Raw genomic sequence first — 22,369 nt, 5'->3', positions numbered from 1 at the left:
TCTCTCTTGTTTCTAAGCTCCGGTTTTTTTAAATTAATATTCCCCTGTGCTCAGCATCACCAGCGTACAGGCCGACAAAGTTTCTATGCCCCGCTCACGGGCAAGCCGGCGTAGCTCCGGGTTTTCGGTGCCAGGGTTAAAAATGATGCGTTTAGGGTTAGTGGCTAAAATGTAGTCGTATAAAGGCGGCTGATTATGCGGACCTACATATAAGGTAATAGTATCAATATCACTGTGTATCTCTTCAGCCTTTTCTATAGGCACGCCTGCTACTTCTCCTTTTTTAATACCTACATTAACTATGGGATGTCCGGTGCGCACCAAACGGTTGGCCGCCAGGTAAGCATATCGGCTACTATCGGGTGTGGCACCCAGTATCAGTGTTTTCTTCTCGCTAATTAACATGGTTCATACGATTTAATAAGGCAATTTGGCCTGCATGGTAAATTTGATGCTGTATAAAGCCATATATCAGACCTTTGTAAGTGGTAACCGGTTCTCCCAAACCACGCTGATCGTTTATCAGTTCATCCCACTTATTATCGGGTAAAGCTTGCATGGCTTTAATCAGATTGCTGTTGGCCTCATCTAAATCAATAACCAGTTGCTGCCATTTTTGTTCAGACCCTTCGCCCGGCTCGGGCCAATCGCCGCGGGCAGGCTCAGAAGCCTGGTTACCTTGCAGACGGCTTATCACCTCTTCGGTCCAGCCAATCATGTGCAACATGATATGGGCTATGCTATGCACCGACCCCGGCAGTTTATCATAAGCGGCTATCCAGTTACCCTGTGTTATAATGGTGCTGATGGGCGTACCATACCAGGGCCTCCCTACAAATATATTTTCTAACTCCTGCTGAAGCTTGTCGGCTGTTTTCATGCGTTTATATATACAATTATAGTTCCATTCTTAACCTGTAACTTATCGTCATTAAGGCCATCTATAATACAAGTGCAAAATATCGTAATTATTTTCACTTATGCTTAAAATGTTATGAAGGCTCAACCGTCAGCACTTATATAAACAGAGCATACATTGATTACCGCGCAAATGCCTAACGATAAAACCACCTCAACCCTGCAAGCTATAAAAAGCTACGGTAAGGGGTTGTTGTCTTTTATCCGCAGGCGTGTAAAGAACGATGCCGACGCCGAAGATATACTGCAGGATGTTTGGTACCAGTTGAGCGCTGTAGTAAACACAGCGCCTATTGAGCAAACCGGCGCGTGGCTTTATCGGGTAGCCCGAAATAAGATTACAGATAAATATCGTAAACATACCGAGTGGCTGCTTGATGATTTACTATTTGATGATGAGGATGACGATGATGACACCGTAGACTTTAGCGGGCTACTGCTCAATGAAACGGCTACGCCCGAAACAGAATTTATACGGAACCTTTTTTGGGAGGAACTTTTTGCCGCATTAAATGAGTTACCAATTGAGCAAAAGCAGGTTTTTGTTTGGCAGGAACTCGAAGGCCGGAGCTTTGATGATATAGCACAGCAAACCGGTGTAAATGTACAAACGCTGGTATCTAGAAAACGTTATGCCATACTACACCTGCGTAAGCGGCTTAAACAATTGTATAATGACATTAATAACTATTAATAATTAAAAACATGCGAAAAACATTTTATAAAGGCCGGTTTATATTCATACCTATTATAGCAATTGCTTTCCTGTCACTCATAAGCTTTATAGTAATGCAATTGTGGAATAACCTTTTGCCAGATATTTTGCACATAGGGGCTATTACCTTCTGGCAAGCCATGGGTATATTTATTTTATGCAAAATACTGTTTGGTTTTGGCCGGCCGGGCCGGTTTGGAGGCGGCGCTCCGTGGATGCGCGGACGAATGGCCGAACGATTTAAACACATGAGCCCTGAAGACCGCGCCCGTTTTAAAGAGCAGTTCGGCGATCGCATGTGCCGGGGCCGTGGCCCTAGGGGCAGACACTACTGGCGGGAGGATGAACCTGCAAAACCTGCAGACGAAACTGCTGATTGATGACCCTGCGCACGTCCTCCTTCTCAAATGGGATGAGGTTAGAACGCATGTAAAGGCAAGGCGCATTTATTATACCTTATCACTTTTCATATCTAAAAGGCATCCCTACCAAAAAGAGAGAGATGCCTTTATTTTTATGCTATGCCAACTGCTTTACCGCTGCAAGGGCACAGTTCATACCGTCAATAGCAGCCGATATGATGCCACCGGCATAACCGCCCCCCTCGCCACAAGGGTACAATCCTTGTACTTGCGGATGTTGCATGGTTTCCCTGTCGCGCGGAATTTTTATGGGGGATGAAGTGCGCGATTCTACACCAACCAGCAGCGCCTCATTTGTATAATACCCTTTCATCTTTTTGCCAAAGGCGGGTAAGGCTTTTTGCAAGCGGCGATGTATCCAGCCTGGCAGCACCGTTTTTAAATCGGCACTGGCAACACCGGGCAAATAGGAATTTTTAGGAATATCGGCAGACAGGCGTCCTTCCACAAAATCGACCATACGCTGACCCGGGGCAACCAGGTTACCCCCACCGGCAACAAAGGCAATTTGCTCAACCTGCTGCTGAAAACGTAACAGCTTAAAAGGATCTGTATTATCACCGGCCACATCCTCCAGGTTAATTTGTACAACAGTACCCGAATTGGCAAAAGGATTATTGCGTTTAGACGGGCTCCAACCATTCACCACAATTTCGCCGGGCTCGGTTGAACATGGCGCAATAATGCCGCCCGGGCACATACAAAAGGAAAATACCCCGCGGTCTTCTACCTGCTCAACCAAACTGTAATAAGATGGGGGTAAGTATTCGCCGCGTATGTCGCAATGGTACTGGGCTTTGTCAATAATTTCCTGCGGATGCTCAATGCGTACGCCCAATGCAAAGGGCTTGGCCTCTATCAATATATTTTGGCGATGCAGCATTTCAAACACATCGCGGGCAGAGTGCCCGGTTGCCAGTATCACCGCATCAGCTTTAACGACATTACCATCTGCCGTTTGTACACCGGTTATTTTACCAAACTGCACATTAAGCGCGGTTACTCTGGTATTAAAATGTATTTCGCCGCCTGCATTTAAAATAGTTTCGCGCATGGCGGTGATAATGTGCGGCAGCTTGTTGGTGCCGATGTGTGGGCGGGCATCTACCAAAATATCTTCAGTAGCGCCATGTGCCACAAACATTTGCAGCACTTGGTTCACATCGCCCCGCTTGGTAGATCGGGTGTACAGTTTACCATCCGAGTACGTACCAGCCCCACCCTCGCCAAAGCAATAGTTCGACTCGGGGTTCACCAGTCCCTGCTTGTTAATGTTGGCCAAATCGCGGCGGCGTTGCTTTACATCTTTGCCACGTTCTATAATAATAGGCTTAACACCGGCCAGTATACACTGCAAACCGGCAAATATTCCTGCCGGACCAGCGCCTACTATAATAACCGGCTTTTTATCCTTCACATCCGGGTAATCGATATGAAAACTGGTAGGCGGAGCCGCTTCATCTAAAAACACCTGTACCTGCATGCGGTATACCACTTTACGGCCGCGGGCATCGATAGAGCGTTTGCGAATTTTTATTCCCTGAATACGTTTGGGTGATAGCTTGAGGTTTTGGGCAGCTATTGCTTTTAAAGCTTCTTCATTCTGGTGTTCCTCGGGCAGGCACACCATTTCAATCTCTGTCATCATAACTATTGCCGGGTTTTTATCCCGGATGGCGCAAAGATAAGCATTGTTTGGCAGGGTAAAAAGTGTTCGGCCGTGTACGGATATTGTTCGTTAACGAACACTTTAGTTCATATTAAAAAATACTTATAGCTGTTTATCAGCACCTTACCTATTTGGTGCCATAGTTGGCATGAGTGTATCAAATCGAATAACACAGCCATGATCACTGAACAAAGCTTGAACCGGATATGGGAAGGATGCCTGAAACAAGAGCGCAAACAGCAGGAACTATTATATAAAGTATTAGCTCCTCGTATGTTAGCAGCTTGTGTACGTTACGCAAAAGACCGCGACGAGGCCGAGGATATAATGCAAGAAGGTTTCATTAAAGTGTTTGGTTCGATGCACAAGTACCGTGGCGAGGGTAGTTTGGAGGGATGGATTAGACGCATTATGGTACACACCGCCATATCACGTTACCGCAAACTAAAACCATTGGTACTGACCGACGAATTGCCCGAAGGCGTTACCGTAAATATGAGCTATAGTGAAAGCGGGTTGGAGGCTAAGGAACTGCTAACCATGATTGGCCAGTTGCCCGACAACTACCGTAACGTGTTTAACCTTTATGCCATCGAAGGCTACTCGCACCAGGAAATTGGCCAGACCCTGGGCATCAGCGAGCTGGTATCGCGCACCACCCTGCACCGTGCCCGCGGCGTACTAAAAGACAAACTAAGCCGATTGCAAATTCGCGAACAGTACTGTTTGGCGAGTTAAAATCACATTAAAACCTACCACCTTATCTTATATTTAAAGGCTGATGAGCGATGAGTTTGTTGGCCTTTTTTGTTGCTAATAACAAGAGATGATGGCACTTGAAAATGAATGTTAAGATTCGATATTCAAACTTGAAAGTATTTCACCGTTTACAGTTTTAAACCAGCATACCGGTAAGTACTAAATCTGCCAGGTCATGGCCCCCATATGCCATACCTTCCGTTCGCTTGATTACATTATATACCTCGCTACTTTTCGAACAGCTATAATCTTAATTGTTGCTGTTAGTTCTTCTTTAAAAAAATCTGATGATAAGTCTTACTAATTTCCCGTACCGACTGACTTCTTGTAAATACGTCCTTGCAAGTAAGATTCAAATCACTACCAGCTATTAGCATTATCCCTTTTTCGGTAATGAAGTGCTACGCAGCCGTTTTTGAAAATCTTTGTTTCTGCCAGCTCCAACTTAAACATTTCCGGGAGGCTACCGGCAGGGAGTAAATGCCGGCCACTGCCTGCCATGATGGGGTGCACCACTAAATGAAACTCATCAATCAGGCCCGCTGCCATCAGTTCGGGCAATAGGCTTACAGTGTCAACCGAAATGGTTTTGCCAGGCTGCTGTTTCAGTTTCCGTAATTCAGCTGCCGGGTTGTTCCGGATGATGGTGGTGTTGCCTTCCACATTTTCCAGTGTCCGCGACACGACTACCTTATCAATGGCTACCAACCTTTCTGCAAAGCGGATTTCGGCGGCAGAACCGGAGCGGTCTTTGGCCACATCGGCCCAGTAGGGAAACATAAGCTGATACATCACTCGACCATAAAAGAGCAGATCTACTTCATCCATCATTGCCGCAAAATACTCCATCAACTCTTCGCTGGGTTCGCCTAAGGTGTGGTCGCAATAGCCATCCAAACTTATATTCAATGCAAATGATACTTTCCTCATATTACGAAAATAAGCAATGCTCATTGATACTAGGTAGGGCTATCCGCGACAAAAGAAGGGCGTTTTAAACCAAATACATCATGGCTAAATTGGCGTTCATCTGTACCTACTACTATTTTACGTTTTTAGCCTTGAACAATAGCATAAACATTTATTTATGTCATTGCGAGGAACGAAGCAATCTCCATATGCAAAGTTATCAACCAAGCAAGCGGATATTACCACGTCGCTGTCGCTCTTCGCAATGACATATTAATGGAAGCCTACTGATTACCGTTTGCTACTTGTGCTTGCTACTCATGTAAAACACCAGCTCTCCACCACTCATAATATCCGCATGCTTAATAGACAAGCCCGTTAGTGGTTTACCGTTCAGCAGCACCTTTTGTACGTATACATTTTTATCACTTTGGTTCTTAACCGTCACTGTAAACGTTTTGCCGTTTTGCAGGTTGATGGTAGCACCATTGATTGCCGGACTGCCTAAGGCATACTCATCATTACCCGGCGATACAGGGTAAAAACCCAGGTTGGTAAAGATAAACCAGGCGCTCATTTGGCCGGTATCATCGTTGCCGCCCAGTCCGTCGGGGGTGGGTTTGTACATTTTAGGCAGTATCATGCGTACGCGCTCCTGGGTTTTCCAGGGCTGGTTGGTATAGTTGTACAGGTAAGCCACATGGTGCGAGGGCTCGTTGCCGTGCACATAGTTGCCAATAATGCCGTCGCGGGTTATGTCTTCAGTTTCTTCAAAAAACTTATCGGGCAGGTGCATGGTAAATAGCGAGTCCAAATAGGGCACAACGCGCTTATTGCCGCCCATCAATTCAATCAGTCCTTTAGGATCATGCGGTGCAAACAGGGTATAGTTCCAGGCGTTACCTTCAATAAAGCCCTGTCCAATGGTAGTCAGCGGGTCAAACTTCGCACGGAAAGCGCCGTTCTCCAAGCGCGGGCGCATAAAGCCCGATGCCTTGTCGTAAACGTTGCGGTAGTATTGGGCGCGTTTGCTAAACTCTTCGTATAGATCCTGTTTACCTAACTTCTTGGCTAATTGAGCTATACACCAATCGTCGTAAGCATACTCCTGTGTGCTGGATACCGAGTTACCATTGCGTTCATCAGGTATATATCCTTTATCCATATAATAACCAATGCCTTCGTAATCGCGGCGACGGGCGGTAGCAACGCAAGCTTCCAAGGCTTTATTTACATCAATACCAGCGGTGTTATCTTTAATAATAGCATCGGCCACAACCGATACACTGTGATAGCCCGACATGCACCAATTCTCGTTACCGGAGTTTGACCATACCGGCAGCATGTGCTCGGGGCTTTGCTCATAATGTGCCAGCATTGATTTTACCATATCGGCATTACGCTCGGGCGCAATAATATTAAACAGTGGATGCAGGGCCCGGTAGGTGTCCCATAACGAGAAGGTGGTATAGTTAGTAAAGCCGTTGGCCTTGTGCACGTTTTGGTCAATCCCTTTGTATTGCCCGTCAGTATCCATATAAATGGTCGGATTAATCAAGGTGTGATACACCGCTGTATAAAAATTTTCCTTAGTGGCGCGGCTGTTGCTTTGTATTACAATTTTATGCAGCTCGCTTTCCCACTGCTGCTGGGCGGCAGCTTTTACCTGTTCAAAATTCCAGCCAGGTACTTCAGTCTGCATGTTGGCCAGGGCGCCTTCCATACTAACCGGCGATAGTGCCATTTTAATTTTCACCTTCTCGCCGGCGGCAGTTTTAAAATCGAAGTAAGCCTTTATACGCTGACCGGCAATCTCCGGAAAGTTACGCGTTTGGTTAAATTTACCCCAAAAGCCACGATAAACCTGCCGGGTAGATTCGTTACGGAACCCGTGCGATACAAAAGGCTTGGAGAAACGCATAGCAAAATACAATATCCGGTTTTTGGCCCAACCGTTAGTTTGGCGATACCCGGTTATCAGCGTATCGTTTACCACATGTACATAGGTCCATACGTTTTTATCAGTGTAATTGTAAATGCCTGCGGTTAAGTCCAATACAATGTGCGCCTGGTCTGATTGCGGAAAGGTATACTGATGAAAACCTACACGTGTACTGGCAGTCATCTCGGCTAACACATTGGGGTCGTCCAGCTTTACCTTGTAATAGCCCGCCTCGCTCACCTCATTCTGGTGCGAAAAGCGCGAACGGTAGCCACTGCCGGGCTTATCGGCTGTACCCGGGTTTAATTTTACACCACCTACGGTAGGCATTATTAAAAAATCGCCCAAATCAGAGTGGCCGGTACCGCTAAAGTGTGTGTGGCTAAAGCCGGTTATGGTTTTATCGTCATACTGATAGCCGGCACAATACTCATAAACTTTAGGGTTGTACTTACCATTCAGCTCATAGCCTACACTATCAGTCTCGGGACTTAACTGCACCATACCAAAAGGCACGGTAGCTCCCGGATAAGTGTGCCCCATACGCTGGGTGCCTATAATGGGCTTTACGTAAGGCACCAGTTTTTCGGTAATTTTATTTTGAGCAGAGGTAGCCAGGCAGCTTGCTAAGAGCAGTATTACCGGCAGACAGGCTTTTTTCACTTTTTATATTTGAATTATTAAGTAACTGATATGAAACATATTTGCCATATTGGCATTAATGGTAAAACTTGTAACAACGGTACAGCGTTTGTAATCTAATTACCAAAGATCAACTTTAAACAAAATTTAAGACAAAACATGAAAAAATTATTTTCAGCCATCCTGTTTATTACGGTAGCCATGTCATTTAGTTCATGTGGTTATAATAGTATGGTAAAGCTTGATGAAGATACCAAGGCCAAGTGGGGAGCCGTACAAAGCCAGTACCAGCGCCGGGCCGATTTAATACCTAACCTGGTTGCAACTGTAAAAGGTGTTGCTAATTTTGAAAAAAGCACGCTGATTGAAGTAACTGAAGCCCGCGCTAAAGCAACATCGATACAGGTTGACCCCGATAAACTGACGCCAGAAAACGTACAGAAATTTCAACAAGCACAAGGCCAGTTAAGTACTGCATTGGGCCGATTACTGGTTGCCTCAGAAAACTATCCTACCCTGCGTGCTAACGATAACTTTACTGCTTTACAAGGCCAGTTAGAAGGCACTGAAAACCGCATCAGCGTAGCCCGCATGGATTTTAACACATCGGTACAAGCTTACAACAGCAAGCTGCGTACTTTCCCTAATAACCTTACGGCTAAAATGTTTGGCTTTACGCCAAAAGGTTATTTTGAGGCCGAAGCCAACGCCCAAAGCGCGCCAAAGGTGCAGTTTTAATTTTTAGTGAGTGGTTAGGTGTTGATTAGTTAAGTCATGTTTACACTCTAAGCCGGATTTAATTTTGTCAATAATTAACCACTCAACTAATTAACCACTTAATTCTTTCATCACATGGCATTTAACGAGGAAGAGCAACAGTTAATAAGGCAAGCTATTGAACGTGCTGAAAAAAACACATCAGGCGAAATACGGGTGGCAGTCGAAAACACTTGCTCAGAGGATCCATTAGACCGCGCAGCCACTTACTTTTACAAGCTGGATATGGATAAAACCAAGTTGCGCAATGGCGTGCTTATTTATTTAGCTGCACAAGACCATAAGTTTGCCATTATAGGCGATGGTGGTATAAACCAGGCAGTACCCGATAATTTTTGGGATGAAACCAAGGAGGCTATGCTGAACTGTTTTAAACAAGGCAACTTGGCGCAGGGCGTCACTACCGGTATAGACAGCGCCGGCCGGCAGCTTAAACAATACTTTCCGTTTGATGAAACCGGCGATAAGAATGAGCTATCGGATGACATAGCTTTTATGGACGGCGAATAAATTATATTTAAACTTACGATGCTTAAAAGATATTTGTTCCTGCTTTGTATAATGCTCATAAGCCTTACCGGCTTTGCGCAGCAATTGCCTGAGCGTTCAACTACGCTGGTTACCGATTACACCAACACACTTTCGGCCGATGAGAAGCAAAGGCTGGAAGATAAGCTGGTAGCTTTTAATGATTCCAGCTCCACTCAAATTGCGGTGGTGCTGATGCGCTCTGTTGGTGATTATGATATTGCCGATTATGCTGTAAAGCTGGGCCGGGCATGGGGCATTGGGCAAAAAGACAAAAACAACGGCGTTCTATTGCTGGCTGCCTTGAGTGACCGTAAGGTAACTATACAAACCGGTTATGGTGCAGAAGGTGCCATAACGGACGCACTAACCCAGCAAATCATACAAAATGACTTAAAGCCTAATTTCAGACAGGAAAACTATTTTGCCGGTTTGGATGCAGCTACCGATCATCTTGTACAAGCCATAAAAGGCGAGTATAAAGCAGAACCGAAAGCAAAAAAACGCAGGCAGGGTGATGGCGGTGGCAACGCTGGCATCATTATCTTTATTGTCATTATTATTCTCTTCTTCATCTTTAGGAACCGTGGTGGCGGCGGTGGCAATCAAGTTATAGGCAGGCGTGGTGGCGCAAGCCCGTTCTGGTGGTTTTTAGCTGGCAATATGCTGGGTGGCGGTGGCCGAAGCAGTGGCGGCTGGGGCGGTTTCTCAGGCGGTGGCAGCTCCGGCGGAGGCGGCGGATTTGGCGGTTTTGGCGGCGGTAGTTTCGGCGGTGGGGGCAGCAGCGGCAGCTGGTAAAATTTATTGTTATGTACCGCAAAGATCATCTGCTCAAAGAGGCACAACGTATGGCGCAAATGATAGCTAAATTGCTTGGTCTTAAAAACGTGGCCGGCAAGGAGGATGAGTTTAAACAAGTGTTTGACGATACCCTGCTTAGTGATTTTGACATCAGAACAGAGGAGCTACTGGCATTAGACCTAAAGGATTTTGACCTGTGGCTTAAACGAAACAATTTTAACGCCGAGAAGCTGGACACTTTAGCACAATTGCTTTATATGCATGCGGAACCGTTTAAGGCTGAGACACCGGTGATAGCCCAGCTTCACAAAGTACTGCTGGTATTTGAATTGCTGGAAAAAGAACATCACTGGCAATCGTTTGAAAATATAGGCAAGAGGCAAATTATTCAACAATATTTAAAACAACACAATGCCTGATTTGAAGTGGCAAGTACTATCATCCGAATATATACATAAAGGGCCATGGGCTACCCTGCGTACCGATAAATGCCAGATGCCCGACGGACGGATTGTACCTTCTTACTATGTACTCGAATACCCCGACTGGGCCAATGCAGTAGCCGTTACCGATGATAATAAAATTATTTTGGTACGGCAATATCGCCATGCAGCGGGTGTGGTATCGTTGGAAATTCCAGGCGGAGTAATTGAAACGGGCGAAGCGCCCGTTGATGGCATGAAACGCGAACTGCTGGAGGAAACCGGTTATGAATTTAACGACCTTGAATTGCTCTGTAAACTGCATGCCAATCCATCAACTGCTAATAACATTACTCACTGCTACCTGGCACGTGGCGGCAAGAAAACGCAAGGCCAGCATTTGGATGAGCTAGAACAAATAATAGTAGAGGAATATACTATTGATGAAGTTAAGCAGTTACTATCCGAAAATAAAATAACCCAGGCACTTCATTGTAGTACGTTGTTTTATGCCTTGATGAAGCTTGGTGCTTTATGATAACGAAAAGCCTAAGTAAATTTAAACTGTTCAGCCCCCCCCACAACTCTAATCCGTTTGTTTTACAAATTACTAATGCCCTATATGCGCAAGTAATGGCCTTAAGTAAGATATTGCATTAAATAGGAAAAGCCCTGCACATTATGGCAGGGCTCCGGGTTATAATTGGTTAGTAAAGGACGTATTAGTGTTAAGCCATTTTCAGTTTTTTCTGAATATCGGCTACATAGCTTTTAAATTTCTTGTCGGTGTCGATTAAATCCTCAACGGTTTGACAGGCATAAATAACGGTAGAATGATCGCGGCCACCAAAGAAGTTACCGATTGATTTCAGAGAACTTTTAGTGTGTGCTTTGGCCAAGTACATGGATATCTGACGGGCCTGCACAATCTCGCGTTTACGGGTTTGTGATTTCACCATATCAACCGGCACCTCAAAGTACTCGCAAACCAGGCTTTGTATATATTCGATAGAAATTTCTTTAACAGAATTTTTTACAAAGTTTTTGAGCATCGCCTTAGCCAGGTTAAGGTCAATCTCCTTACGCATGAGGGTTGATTGTGCCAGTAAAGAAACCATGGCGCCTTCCAGCTCACGAATGTTGTTATCAATATTGTGTGCAACGTACTCAATTACATCATCCGGCAACTCAATACCATCCTGATAAGTTTTATTTTTCAGAATAGCCATGCGGGTTTCCAGATCAGGCGTTTGCAAATCGGCCGATAGACCCCATTTGAAACGTGACAACAAGCGCTCTTCTAAACCGGCCAGATCTTTAGGGGCTTTATCAGAAGTGATTATAAGCTGCCTGCCTGATTGATGCAGGTGGTTAAATATATGGAAGAAAAAATCCTGCGTTTTCTCCTTACCGGCAAAGTTGTGCACATCATCCATAATGAGCACATCAATAGCCTGATAAAAATTTACAAAGTCGTTAATGTTATTATGCTTTAAGGCATCAACAAACTGTTGAGTAAATTTTTCGCACGATACGTACAAAACCAATTTATCAGGCAGTGTACGTTTAATTTCGTTACCAATAGCTTGTGCCAGGTGGGTTTTACCTAAGCCTACGCCGCCATAAATCATAAGCGGGTTAAAAGAGGTACCACCAGGTTTTGCGGCTACTGCGTAACCGGCCGAACGGGCTAAACGGTTACAATCACCTTCAACAAAGTTTTCGAAGGTATAATTCTGATTAAGCTGAGGATCTACATGTAATTTTTTTAAACCAGGAATTACAAAAGGGTTTTTGATGTCCTTGTTTAAAGAAATAGGGACCGGCATAGATTGATTCTTAGCCTCGGCACCGTTACCATTTGAAGGCATATTGGTTGTAAAAGGCTTATTGGATGATGATTGCTCTACCACTATGTTGTACTCCAGCCGGCCATCGTCGCCCAGCTGCTTTTTAATGGTTTTACGAAGCAGACCTACGTAATGTTCTTCAAGCCATTCGTAAAAAAATAAACTTGGTACCTGTATGGTTAGCACGCTGCCATCCAACCTCAAAGCCTTGATAGGCTCGAACCAAGTCTTGAAACTTTGGGTCGGGATGTTGTCTTTAATAATCTGCAAGCAGCTATTCCAAACAGTAGTACAAGTTATTTCCATATAATCTTAAAGATAAAATGCTGATTTCCAACCCCAGGCTCCACTTTCATTGAGACCGCTACGGAACACCGAATATTCGAAAAAAAAGCGGATTAAAAAATTAAATTTAAAATTTGTATTGACGCTTTTTTTATGCTATGAACAGCCACGCATCACGTGCTTTCTAGCGTTTATTCATCTTTTCATAATACGCAACTACCTCATAATTAATAAATTATAAGTTTTATTTTTTAAAACGTAAATTAAGTTTGTTCTTAAAAAGAAAACGCTAATTAGACGTTTGCGTTGCACCAGCTTAACATCAATACTCAAGCCATAAAAGCAATTTTATTACCAATTAAATGGTAAATAATTGACTTTCGGCACCATAAAATTTTCCCTTTAATAATTTTAAACTGCTGGTTAAAAGGCGACCGCCTTAAGTATACGGTTATCCATACACTGCATTGCCTGTTGAACAAAGCAGTGCAATAACGGGTACATGGCTAATTTAAAACAGCTCCTCTAAATCTTTGTGAATCATTCCGGCCGCTATCTCGTAGGGGTTATTCTCCAATTGACTCAGGTGGGTAAGCAAAGCCCGGCTAAACTCCAAACCAGTAGCGTTTTCGGGCAAGCTGCGCAAGGTTCCGTTCAATAAACCAATGGTATCGTCTTTAAGGCGCCTAACAACCGCCCACGCCCGGCTACTTACATATACCTGCTGGGTTATGTTATGCTGGTACTCATCATTTACCTCCTGCACGGCCAGCCGCAGCAAATCAGCAGCCGAATAAGCCGAACCGTTAAGCCGCACCAACAAGTTTGCCGGGTTGATACGCTCTACAAAAAGTACAATACGCTCATAAGCCTGCAACCTTAACGGAAGCGTTTGATTATCGGCAGCTTTTTTTAACTCCAAAACCTGCAGCCGCTGCGTTTTATCCATATAGGGCTTAAACAAGTAAAAGGCTACTAATACTATACCCACGCCGGCAACGGTTAATTTTAAAATATCAAGCAATATATCGTACAATACCATGTTTTTATTATGTTAGTGGCAGGTCATAAATAACCAGGCGGCCACAAAAATCTGCAATTTAACTTATATTTGTATAGCTAAATTAAAATAACATGAGCACTGCTGTTGATATTGAACTTGCACCGGTTAGCTTTACAGAGGGCGCCGCAAAAGAAATAAGGAAATTAAAAGACCAGCAAGAGCTGAGCGATGACTTTGCTTTGCGCGTAGGCGTTGAGGGAGGTGGCTGCGCAGGTATGAATTACATACTCGGATTTGATCAGAAAAAAGAAGGCGATAAAGAGTTCCTGATTGATGGTATTAAGGTATACATGCACAAAGCGCATGGCATGTACCTAGCAGGCATGCAGGTTGATTTTCAGGATGGCTTAAATGCCCGCGGTTTTGTATTCAATAACCCTAATGCGCAAAGTACCTGCGGTTGTGGAACGTCATTCTCAGTATAAGCAACGATACCATATATAAAACAAAACAGGCAGCTCTTACTCAGACGCTGCCTGTTTTGTTTTCTCTGCTGCCAGCGCGTCGTCGATCGCTTTTTTCATCCATCGCGGATTTGCAAAATTGAAACTAACGCTCGAGAACACGATCTTACCATCTTTATCAACAATTACATTGGTAGGATAAAGGTGCAGTCCAAATCTATTAGCGAGGAAACGGCCGTTTTCAATAATATGGTAGTTAAAAGGCTGTTGTTTAATAAACTCTTCTATCTGGTAAGCTTCATCCAGAGCTACTGCAATAAATACAACATCCTTGTTGTCTTTATAATCATCAACCAGCTTGTTCAGGTCCGGTATTTCCTGTCGGCAAGGCGGACAGTTAATAAACCAAAAGTTAAGCACAATTACTTTACCTGCCAACTTTTTAGTGTCAAACTTTTCGCCATTAATGTCTTTATCCTTAAAATGCTTCAACAGCTCGCCGGTTTTAAATACGGTGCTTTCAGCTGGCTTGGGCAAGCGCGCTATCATTGCTTCTTTCTCTTCATCACTACGCCTGCTTAACACGTAAGTAACCGTATCAGCAGCGCTTTTGCGATAAGCTTTAATCGTATAACTTCCGGTGCTTAACAACCTTCGCCACACCGAACTTGGATATACCGTTCCATCTGCATCCCTAACTACCGTACTTTCGGTAAGTACAGGGGCTCTATTGTTGCTTTGTGCAACAACCACAACCTGTAAACCAAGAAATAATATAAGTAGCAATAAAAGCTTTTTCATTCGATATGATTTTTTAACAAGATACACCCGGCATCTTTGATATGCAAACAGTTATATTCATTTTAAGCTTTTGCATCATAGCAACTTATGAGAGCACAGTTATAGCAATAATGTATCAATGTAGATTTGTGTTATTTGTGGCGCCTGCCTAAAGAACATAAACATAGTTGTGCAGTTTAGATAGTTAGCTTTGGGTATGGCTACAGGGTTCCATCAGGTACCCATTGCCGATGAAACAACAAAATCAAATGAAATATATACTAATTATTGTATTAATTGCTGCAAGCTTAAGTACACATGCCCAGCTTAAACCAGGTTTTGATGTGCAAGAGTACCTGGAGTTACTAAGCGTATCCCGACAGCAAACCGATACATTGAAAGGCGATCAAACACCAAGGCCGGAACATTACCGCAGGGCTTACCGCTCGGCGGTAGGCCCGCTGCTTAACCGGTGGGAACTTTGGGTTAATGGCAGTAACAAGACAGCTATTATCAGCATTAGAGGCACTACGGCAGATGCGGTAAGCTGGTTGGAAAATTTTTATGCGGCCAGTGTGCCTGCAATTGGTCAGTTGCATATTAATGATAGCACAACATTTAAATATCATTTAGCTAACCACCCAAAAGCCGCTGTACATATAGGCTGGCTGCTGGGTATGGCCAATATATCAAACAGTGTTGTACAACAAATTAACAAGCTGTATCAAAAGCAAGGAATTAAGAACATATACATTATGGGGCATAGCCAGGGCGCTGCTATTGCTTATATGTTGCGCTCGCATCTGGCCTGGCTACAGTTGCATAATACCATTCCTGCCGACATGGTATTTAAGACTTATTGCAGTGCCCCACCAAAACCGGGCAATCTGTATTACGCATATGATTATGATTACTTAACCCGGGGCGGCTGGAGTATTGCTGTTATAAACGCTGCCGACTGGGTGCCGCAAACACCCTTTACCATACAAACATTTGATGACATTGCCCAGCCCAATCCTTTTGGAGATATTGGCGGAGCTATTCAGAAACAGTCCTTTTTTGTGAAGCTATATATTAAACACGTTTATAACCGGCTACGTAAGCCACCTGTTAGGTCGGTAAAAAATAACCAGAAATATCTTGGGCATATGGTTTACAAGTTCATTAAGAAAAGCCTGCCCCAGTTTAAAGAACCGGCATATGCCCCAACTAACCAATACACCAGTTGCGGCGTTCCTGTCATCTTAATGCCTGATGATGATTACAGGAAGAAATTTCCTGATGATCCAAAAAATGTATTTACACACCACATGTTTTGGCCATATTACTATTTAACGGAGAAGGAATACAAGTTAGACCCGCATTAGAATCTCAAGAATAGGGCTTTATAGGTATTGGTATACAAACTGATTGTCGTTTCGAGTGCTAACAATAAGTCCTTGTCAAGCTATCACTAATCTGATCGAGATAACAGTTTGTTGCTTAACAAAAAATGCAGGCCGTGTGGCCTGCATCAGGATATTTTATAGTTAAAAAAATAAGGGCTACTTTATGCGCTAATTAGCGGTTAGTATACTGTTCCTCGTAATACTGTTGATAATGGCCTGATGTAACATCATTTAACCATCCTTCATTATTTAAATACCAGTCAACAGTTTTCTCCAGGCCTTCTTCAAAAGTTATGCTTGGCGTCCAACCTAATTCATTTTTCAATTTAGTAGCATCAATGGCATAACGCAAATCATGCCCTGCACGGTCGGTTACATAAGTGATCAGCTGAGCTGATGTTCCAGGCTCACGCCCCAACTTCTTGTCCATAATTTCGCACAAAAGCTTAATCAGGTCAATGTTCTTCCACTCGTTATGACCGCCAATATTATAGGTTTGGCCCGATTTGGCATTATGAAAGATTACATCGATAGCACGGGCATGATCTTCAACCCATAACCAGTCGCGCACATTTTCACCTTTACCATAAATAGGGATTGGCTTGTTTTGCGTAATATTATGAATAGAAAGTGGAATCAGTTTTTCCGGAAAATGGTAAGACCCATAGTTATTAGAGCAGTTAGAAATAACCGCATCCATACCGTAGGTATCCTGGTAAGCGCGCACCATATGGTCGGAGCTGGCTTTTGATGCCGAATATGGAGAATGCGGATCATAGGCTGTCTCTTCAGTAAACATACCATCTTCACCTAAAGTGCCATAAACCTCATCGGTTGATACATGGTAAAAGCGAGTCTCATCATAACGGCCTTTCCAGTGGTAACGGGCTGCATTAAGCAAGTTTACCGTACCTACCACATTCGTCATTACAAACTCCAGCGGATTAGCAATTGAACGGTCAACGTGCGACTCAGCAGCCAGGTGAATAACCGCATCCGGTTTTTCCGCAGCAAACAACTCATCAATAAACTGCGCATCAACAATATCACCTTTTACAAATCTGTAATTAGGCTCGTTTTCAATATCTTTTAAGTTGGCCAAATTACCGGCATACGTAAGTTTATCCAGGTTAATGATCTCATACTCCGGATGAAACTTAACAAACCTGCGCACCACATGCGAACCGATAAAGCCGGCCCCGCCGGTAATAATAATTTTTTTCATGATTTACCTTAAACTATTTACAAGGGTTTATTAGCAATTGCTTTTTCCCACTTCCATGCAGAAGCCATCATAGTATCAACGTCCAGTTCGGCACGCCATTTAAGTACCTGCTCAGATTTTGTTACATCTCCCCACACTTGCTCCACATCGCCACCGCGGCGCGGACCAATCTCCCAGGCAAATTTTACACCGGTTGCACGCTCAAAAGCATTTACAATTTCCAGTACAGATGTTCCTTTACCCGTGCCAATGTTAAATACATCGTATCCTTTAAAACTTTCTTCTTCCATCAATCTTAACGCAGCCACATGTGCTTTCGCTAAATCTACTACGTGTATATAATCGCGTATGCAACTGCCATCAGGTGTGTTGTAATCATTACCAAACACAGTTACCTTTTCCCGCTTGCCAATAGCTGTTTGCGTAATAAAAGGCACTAAATTCTGTGGAACACCAATAGGTAACTCACCAATTAATGCCGACTCATGCGCACCAACCGGGTTAAAATAACGTAGCGATACCACTTTATAGTTACTGCCAGATGCGATCATATCCTGCAATATCTCCTCGGCTATTTGTTTGGTATTACCATAAGGCGATTGAGCTGGTTTAACCGGCGCATCCTCAGTTACAGGCAATTGGTCGGGCTGGCCATAAACCGTACAGCTTGATGAAAACACAAAGTTTAACGGCTTACCATAATAGGCGTTAAGCAAGTTAAGCAACGAGTAAAAATTGTTACGGTAATATTTTAATGGATACTGTACCGATTCGCCTACTGCTTTGAAGGCAGCAAAGTGAATTATTCCTTCTACATCGGCCACGCTTGTAGCCAAGTTTTTAACAGCGGCCTCGTCGCACAAATCCAGCTGATGAAATACCGGCTTAAAACCTAATATAGTTGTTAGCTGGTCTAAAATGCTGATGTGTGAGTTAGATAAATCATCAATAATTACAGGCTCATAACCTGCATTTACCAACTCCACTACGGTGTGCGAACCAATAAATCCTAATCCCCCCGTTACCAATATTTTTTTCATAGTGATGCTTTTTTGACAATAATAAAATTATTTATTGAAAGCGTCGAACTCTTTGTGTTCGATGATGTGCTGAGGGAGTGATTTGAAGTACTCGTAGGTGATCTTCAGTCCTTCCTGACGTGACACCTTGGGCTCCCAGCCCAGTATGGCTTTGGCCTTGGTGATATCCGGCCTTCTTTGCTTCGGATCATCCGTTGGCAGCGGCTTGGAGATGAGCTGCTGGTTGGTACCGGTCAGCTTGATGATCTCCTCTCCAAATTCCCTGATAGTGATCTCATCGGGGTTACCAATGTTCATCGGCTGCACGTAATCGCTCAAAAGCAACCTGTAAATGCCCTCCACCAGATCATCCACATAGCAGAACGCCCTGGTCTGGCTTCCGTCACCGAACATCGTCAGCGGCTCGCCTCTTAAGGCCTGGCCAATGAAAGCCGGCAGCACCCGCCCGTCGTTCAGGCGCATCCTTGGTCCGTAGGTGTTAAAGATCCGTACAATGCGGGTCTCCACCCCATGGAAGGTATGGTAGGCCATCGTAATGGCTTCCTGGAAGCGCTTGGCCTCGTCATACACGCCTCTTGGTCCTACCGGGTTTACGTTGCCCCAGTATTCCTCCGGCTGCGGGTTTACGTTCGGGTCGCCGTACACCTCCGAGGTGGAGGCGATCAGCATCCGGGCGCCTTTGGCACGGGCCAGTCCCAAAAGGTTATGCGTGCCCAGCGAGCCTACCTTAAGCGTCTGGATCGGGATCTTTAGATAATCGATCGGGCTTGCCGGTGAGGCAAAGTGCAGGATGTAATCCAAATGCCCCGGTATGTGCACAAACTTGGATACGTCGTGGTTATAAAACTCGAACTGCTCGAGTTTGAACAAATGCTCAATGTTCTTCAGGTCGCCCGTAATGAGGTTGTCCATACCGATCACCCGGCACCCTTCTTTGATAAAGCGGTCGCACAGGTGCGAGCCCAGAAAGCCTGCCGCTCCGGTAATGAGTACTCTTTTGCCTTTTATGTCTTGGTTCATAGTGGTTATTGGTTATACTTCATGGTTCATAGACCACGGTTCATCGCTTTTGTTGGTTGATGATCAATATTGGGTAGCATATCGTTTAAACGAGAAGTTCTTCTCACTCTATGTACTATCAACTATAAACCATCGAACGCAACTACTTCACTTCCTTGCGTCCAATAGAGTTATAGTAAAAGCCGCAGTCGATCATCTTGTCCAGGTCGTACAGGTTACGTCCATCAAAGATCACCTTGGCTTTCAAAAGGCTTTCTACCTTGTTAAAGTCCGGCGTGCGGAACAGTGACCATTCGGTCACAATCAGCAGCGCATCGGCGCCCTCCAGTGCTTCGTACTGGTTTTCGGCATACTTGATCTTATCACCGATCAGGTTCTCGACGTTCTTCATCCCCTCGGGGTCAAAGGCGGTCACTGTAGCGCCGGCTGCTACCAGGGCATCGATAATGTACAGGGCCGGTGCCTCGCGGATATCATCCGTCTCGGGCTTAAAGGCCAGGCCCCACAGGGCAAAATGCTTGCCGGCAAGTTCGCCGTTATAGTATTTCTTTACCTTTTCGGTCAGTACCGTCTTTTGGATCTCGTTCACTTCCATCACCGAGTTGAGGATCTTAAAGTCGTAGCGGTTCTCCTGGGCCGATTTAGCCAGGGCCTGTACGTCTTTAGGAAAGCAGCTGCCGCCGTAGCCAATGCCGGCAAACAAAAAGCGTTTACCGATGCGTTCATCTGCCCCGATGCCTTTGCGCACCATATCCACATCTGCTCCTACCAGCTCGCACATATTGGCAATCTCGTTCATAAACGAGATCTTGGTGGCCAGAAACGAGTTGGCCGCATACTTGGTAAGCTCTGAGCTCCGCTCATCCATAAAGATGATAGGGTTACCCTGGCGCACGTATGGGCCGTAAAGCTCGCCCATGAGCTTGCGGGCACGTTCATCAGAGGTGCCTACCACTACGCGGTCGGGCTTCATGAAGTCTTCCACAGCTACCCCTTCTCTTAAGAACTCAGGGTTGCTCACCACGGCATATTCCACCCCGGGTGCTGCATGCTGCTGCATAACGGCCGTTACCTTATCTGCCGTGCCCACCGGTACGGTTGATTTGGTCACGATCACTTTATAATCGGTCAGCAGTTTGGCGATGTCGCCGGCTGCACCCAGCACGTAACTGAGGTCGGCTGCGCCGTCGCCGCCCGGAGGGGTAGGCAGGGCCAGAAAGATGATCTTGGCTTCCCCGATCCCTTCGGCCAGGTTGGAGGTGAACGACAGCCGGCCCTGGGCGATGTTGCGGTGAAACAACAGCTCCAGTCCTGGCTCATAGATGGGCAGCTGACCTGCCTTCATCATCTCTACCTTCTTTTCATTGATGTCTACACAGACCACCTCATTGCCCGTCTCTGCCAGACAGGTCCCCGTTACCAATCCCACATAGCCTGTCCCTACTACCGCTATTCTCATATAATTAAAAAATTATGTTGCCGTATTTGTACTTTTATACCTGACGAATATAAGACTTTCATTTTAAATGCTCATACTATATAATATTGGCATAAGATTTTATTATTTCTTTGCAATAATTGTATCTCTATTTAACACTAAGGCCAAAGCCTGGGTAAACGGAAGACGCAGTCAAAAAATCATCCCGCTTAAAAACAGCATTTGGTTTCACTTTGCCTCGTTAGGTGAATTTGAGCAGGGACGGCCTGTTATGGAGGCTATAAAAACGCTGTATCCTGAGCATCCAATCGTTGTTACTTTTTTTTCGCCATCGGGCTACGAAATAAGGAAAAACACGCCATTGGCTGATGCGGTTTATTATTTACCGTTAGATACCGCCAGCAATGCTCAAGAGTTTGTAGCAGCCATACAACCTGTTGCTGCAATATTTACCAAGTATGAGTACTGGTATCATTATTTTAACGAGTTGCATAGCATGCAGGTGCCTTTATACGTTATCTCGGCTATCTTTCGCCAAAAGCAAGTATTCTTTAAAAGCTACGGCAGCCTGCATAGGCAAATACTAAGTAAGATTACCTGTCTGTTTGTGCAGGACGAAGCTTCAAAGGAACTATTAAGCACTATAGGCATTAGCAATGTTTTGGTTAGCGGCGACACCCGGTTTGACCGCGTATGGACCAATGCTAATACCCCTAAAGCACTACCCCTAATTCAACAATTTAAAAGCGGACATTCGGTTTTTGTGGCTGGTAGTACCTGGCCGCCAGATGAGGCGATTATAGCGCCCCTACTTAATACACACCCTGATTGGAAGTTTATTTTTGCACCCCACGAAATTACCAGCGAGAAGATTGACAATCTAATAAAGCTTTTGCCAAAAGGTAAAACAGCCCGCTTTTCGCAAATTGCTGAATTGAAGAATGAGTTGTCAACTTATCAGGCATTAATAATAGATAACATTGGTATGCTGTCTTCATTGTACCAATATGGGGAGATAGCTTATATTGGTGGTGGCTTTGGCGTAGGTATTCATAACACGCTGGAGGCAGCTGCGTTTGGCCTGCCTGTTATCTTTGGGCCTAACTACACCCGCTTTAAAGAAGCACGAGATCTGGTAAAATTAAAAGCAGGGTTCAGTATCAATAATCAGCAACAATTAACTGACATTGCCAATGAGCTCATAGGCGATAATGCCCACTGGGCGCATGCCAGCAGAACAGCCAAGAACTACGTTGCTAATGGTAAAGGTGCGACAGAAATGATTATGAAGAATATTCAGATTAGGAGCTGAAACAGCTTACTTCCGACCACGGTTTGCTGAGCATTATAGACGAATCTAATTGTACTCCTC

At 44.6% G+C, this 22,369-nt stretch carries 23 protein-coding genes; 11 read left to right on the top strand and 12 right to left on the bottom strand.

From position 1 onward, the window contains the following. Nucleotides 1-33 precede the first annotated feature (33 nt). Together ABDD95_RS02450 and ABDD95_RS02445 are read right to left on the bottom strand one after the other, a co-directional pair. Nucleotides 34-405: a CoA-binding protein gene (locus ABDD95_RS02450; protein WP_345950320.1), complete on the bottom strand. Its 372-nt coding sequence runs from the start codon at nt 403-405 to the stop codon at nt 34-36. Further along, nucleotides 395-880: a DinB family protein gene (locus tag ABDD95_RS02445; RefSeq protein WP_345950319.1), complete on the bottom strand. Its 486-nt coding sequence runs from the start codon at nt 878-880 to the stop codon at nt 395-397. Before ABDD95_RS02445 ends, ABDD95_RS02450 begins: the two co-directional genes overlap by 11 nt. A 171-nt stretch (nt 881-1,051) precedes the next feature. Here ABDD95_RS02445 and ABDD95_RS02440 point away from each other — a divergent pair, with 171 nt between their 5' ends. Beyond that, entirely contained in the window at nt 1,052-1,612 is a 561-nt protein-coding gene (locus tag ABDD95_RS02440; protein WP_345950318.1) for a sigma-70 family RNA polymerase sigma factor, read from the top strand. Nucleotides 1,613-1,623: 11 nt separating this feature from the next. Then, a complete protein-coding gene (locus tag ABDD95_RS02435) occupies nt 1,624-2,013 on the top strand; it encodes a hypothetical protein (protein ID WP_345950317.1) in 390 nt (129 codons plus the stop codon). 139 nt (nt 2,014-2,152) lie between these two features. Here ABDD95_RS02435 and ABDD95_RS02430 read toward each other — a convergent pair whose 3' ends face one another. Continuing rightward, the gene (locus ABDD95_RS02430) at nt 2,153-3,703 is read right to left on the bottom strand and encodes an FAD-dependent oxidoreductase (protein ID WP_345950316.1); all 1,551 of its coding nucleotides are present in this window, start codon (nt 3,701-3,703) and stop codon (nt 2,153-2,155) included. A gap of 198 nt (nt 3,704-3,901) precedes the next feature. On the opposite strand from ABDD95_RS02430, the gene ABDD95_RS02425 reads away from it, so the two are divergent. Next, the gene (locus ABDD95_RS02425) at nt 3,902-4,462 is read left to right on the top strand and encodes an RNA polymerase sigma factor (RefSeq protein ID WP_345950315.1); all 561 of its coding nucleotides are present in this window, start codon (nt 3,902-3,904) and stop codon (nt 4,460-4,462) included. Nucleotides 4,463-4,843: 381 nt separating this feature from the next. Here ABDD95_RS02425 and ABDD95_RS02420 read toward each other — a convergent pair whose 3' ends face one another. Together ABDD95_RS02420 and ABDD95_RS02415 are read right to left on the bottom strand one after the other, a co-directional pair. Beyond that, complete coding sequence (locus ABDD95_RS02420; RefSeq protein WP_345950314.1) at nt 4,844-5,413, bottom strand: dihydrofolate reductase family protein; 570 nt, start codon at nt 5,411-5,413, stop codon at nt 4,844-4,846. A 280-nt stretch (nt 5,414-5,693) separates the two neighbouring features. Beyond that, entirely contained in the window at nt 5,694-7,973 is a 2,280-nt protein-coding gene (locus tag ABDD95_RS02415; RefSeq protein ID WP_345952086.1) for a GH92 family glycosyl hydrolase, read from the bottom strand. 162 nt (nt 7,974-8,135) lie between these two features. Here ABDD95_RS02415 and ABDD95_RS02410 point away from each other — a divergent pair, with 162 nt between their 5' ends. The 5 genes from ABDD95_RS02410 to ABDD95_RS02390 all read left to right on the top strand — a co-directional run bounded on the left by ABDD95_RS02410 (nt 8,136) and on the right by ABDD95_RS02390 (nt 11,042). Continuing rightward, a complete protein-coding gene (locus ABDD95_RS02410) occupies nt 8,136-8,714 on the top strand; it encodes a LemA family protein (RefSeq protein WP_345950313.1) in 579 nt (192 codons plus the stop codon). Nucleotides 8,715-8,828: 114 nt separating this feature from the next. Continuing rightward, complete coding sequence (locus tag ABDD95_RS02405) at nt 8,829-9,263, top strand: TPM domain-containing protein (RefSeq protein WP_345950312.1); 435 nt, start codon at nt 8,829-8,831, stop codon at nt 9,261-9,263. An 18-nt stretch (nt 9,264-9,281) separates the two neighbouring features. Beyond that, nucleotides 9,282-10,079, top strand: a complete 798-nt coding sequence (locus ABDD95_RS02400; RefSeq protein ID WP_345950311.1) for a TPM domain-containing protein — start codon at nt 9,282-9,284, stop codon at nt 10,077-10,079. Between the two features lie 11 nt (nt 10,080-10,090). Beyond that, nucleotides 10,091-10,501, top strand: coding sequence for a hypothetical protein (locus tag ABDD95_RS02395; protein WP_345950310.1), 411 nt, complete (start codon nt 10,091-10,093; stop codon nt 10,499-10,501). After that, on the top strand, nt 10,494-11,042 hold the full coding sequence (locus ABDD95_RS02390) for an NUDIX hydrolase (protein WP_345950309.1): 549 nt from the start codon (nt 10,494-10,496) through the stop codon (nt 11,040-11,042). Before ABDD95_RS02395 ends, ABDD95_RS02390 begins: the two co-directional genes overlap by 8 nt. A gap of 190 nt (nt 11,043-11,232) precedes the next feature. On the opposite strand, the gene dnaA is transcribed toward ABDD95_RS02390, so the two are convergent. Continuing rightward, nucleotides 11,233-12,660 carry a chromosomal replication initiator protein DnaA gene (gene dnaA, locus ABDD95_RS02385; protein ID WP_345950308.1) on the bottom strand — a complete coding sequence of 476 codons (1,428 nt, stop codon included), beginning with the start codon at nt 12,658-12,660 and terminating at the stop codon, nt 11,233-11,235. A gap of 490 nt (nt 12,661-13,150) precedes the next feature. After that, nucleotides 13,151-13,681 carry a hypothetical protein gene (locus ABDD95_RS02380; protein WP_345950307.1) on the bottom strand — a complete coding sequence of 177 codons (531 nt, stop codon included), beginning with the start codon at nt 13,679-13,681 and terminating at the stop codon, nt 13,151-13,153. 92 nt (nt 13,682-13,773) lie between these two features. Between ABDD95_RS02380 and ABDD95_RS02375 the strand changes: the two genes are divergently transcribed. After that, on the top strand, nt 13,774-14,127 hold the full coding sequence (locus ABDD95_RS02375) for an iron-sulfur cluster assembly accessory protein (protein ID WP_345950306.1): 354 nt from the start codon (nt 13,774-13,776) through the stop codon (nt 14,125-14,127). 36 nt (nt 14,128-14,163) lie between these two features. On the opposite strand, the gene ABDD95_RS02370 is transcribed toward ABDD95_RS02375, so the two are convergent. Continuing rightward, entirely contained in the window at nt 14,164-14,907 is a 744-nt protein-coding gene (locus ABDD95_RS02370) for a TlpA disulfide reductase family protein (protein WP_345950305.1), read from the bottom strand. Between the two features lie 248 nt (nt 14,908-15,155). On the opposite strand from ABDD95_RS02370, the gene ABDD95_RS02365 reads away from it, so the two are divergent. Further along, the gene (locus ABDD95_RS02365; RefSeq protein ID WP_345950304.1) at nt 15,156-16,253 is read left to right on the top strand and encodes a lipase family protein; all 1,098 of its coding nucleotides are present in this window, start codon (nt 15,156-15,158) and stop codon (nt 16,251-16,253) included. 193 nt (nt 16,254-16,446) lie between these two features. On the opposite strand, the gene rfbB is transcribed toward ABDD95_RS02365, so the two are convergent. From rfbB to ABDD95_RS02345, 4 genes are all read right to left on the bottom strand, one after another. Continuing rightward, on the bottom strand, nt 16,447-17,499 hold the full coding sequence (gene rfbB / locus ABDD95_RS02360) for a dTDP-glucose 4,6-dehydratase (RefSeq protein WP_345950303.1): 1,053 nt from the start codon (nt 17,497-17,499) through the stop codon (nt 16,447-16,449). A gap of 17 nt (nt 17,500-17,516) precedes the next feature. Further along, nucleotides 17,517-18,539 (bottom strand): UDP-glucose 4-epimerase GalE, encoded by a 1,023-nt coding sequence (gene galE / locus ABDD95_RS02355; protein WP_345950302.1) that lies wholly within the window; start codon nt 18,537-18,539, stop codon nt 17,517-17,519. Between the two features lie 27 nt (nt 18,540-18,566). Beyond that, on the bottom strand, nt 18,567-19,547 hold the full coding sequence (locus ABDD95_RS02350) for a UDP-glucuronic acid decarboxylase family protein (RefSeq protein WP_345952085.1): 981 nt from the start codon (nt 19,545-19,547) through the stop codon (nt 18,567-18,569). A 154-nt stretch (nt 19,548-19,701) separates the two neighbouring features. Next, nucleotides 19,702-21,018 carry a UDP-glucose/GDP-mannose dehydrogenase family protein gene (locus ABDD95_RS02345; protein WP_345948362.1) on the bottom strand — a complete coding sequence of 439 codons (1,317 nt, stop codon included), beginning with the start codon at nt 21,016-21,018 and terminating at the stop codon, nt 19,702-19,704. 67 nt (nt 21,019-21,085) lie between these two features. On the opposite strand from ABDD95_RS02345, the gene ABDD95_RS02340 reads away from it, so the two are divergent. Continuing rightward, nucleotides 21,086-22,309, top strand: a complete 1,224-nt coding sequence (locus ABDD95_RS02340; RefSeq protein WP_345950301.1) for a glycosyltransferase N-terminal domain-containing protein — start codon at nt 21,086-21,088, stop codon at nt 22,307-22,309. Nucleotides 22,310-22,369: the final 60 nt, after the last annotated feature.

Origin of the sequence: Mucilaginibacter sp. PAMB04274 (assembly GCF_039634385.2) — a bacterium.
Classification (GTDB): Bacteria; Bacteroidota; Bacteroidia; order Sphingobacteriales; family Sphingobacteriaceae; genus Mucilaginibacter.
The sequence above is the reverse complement of the archived record's forward strand: the minus strand, read 5'-3'. Positions and strand labels throughout refer to the sequence as shown.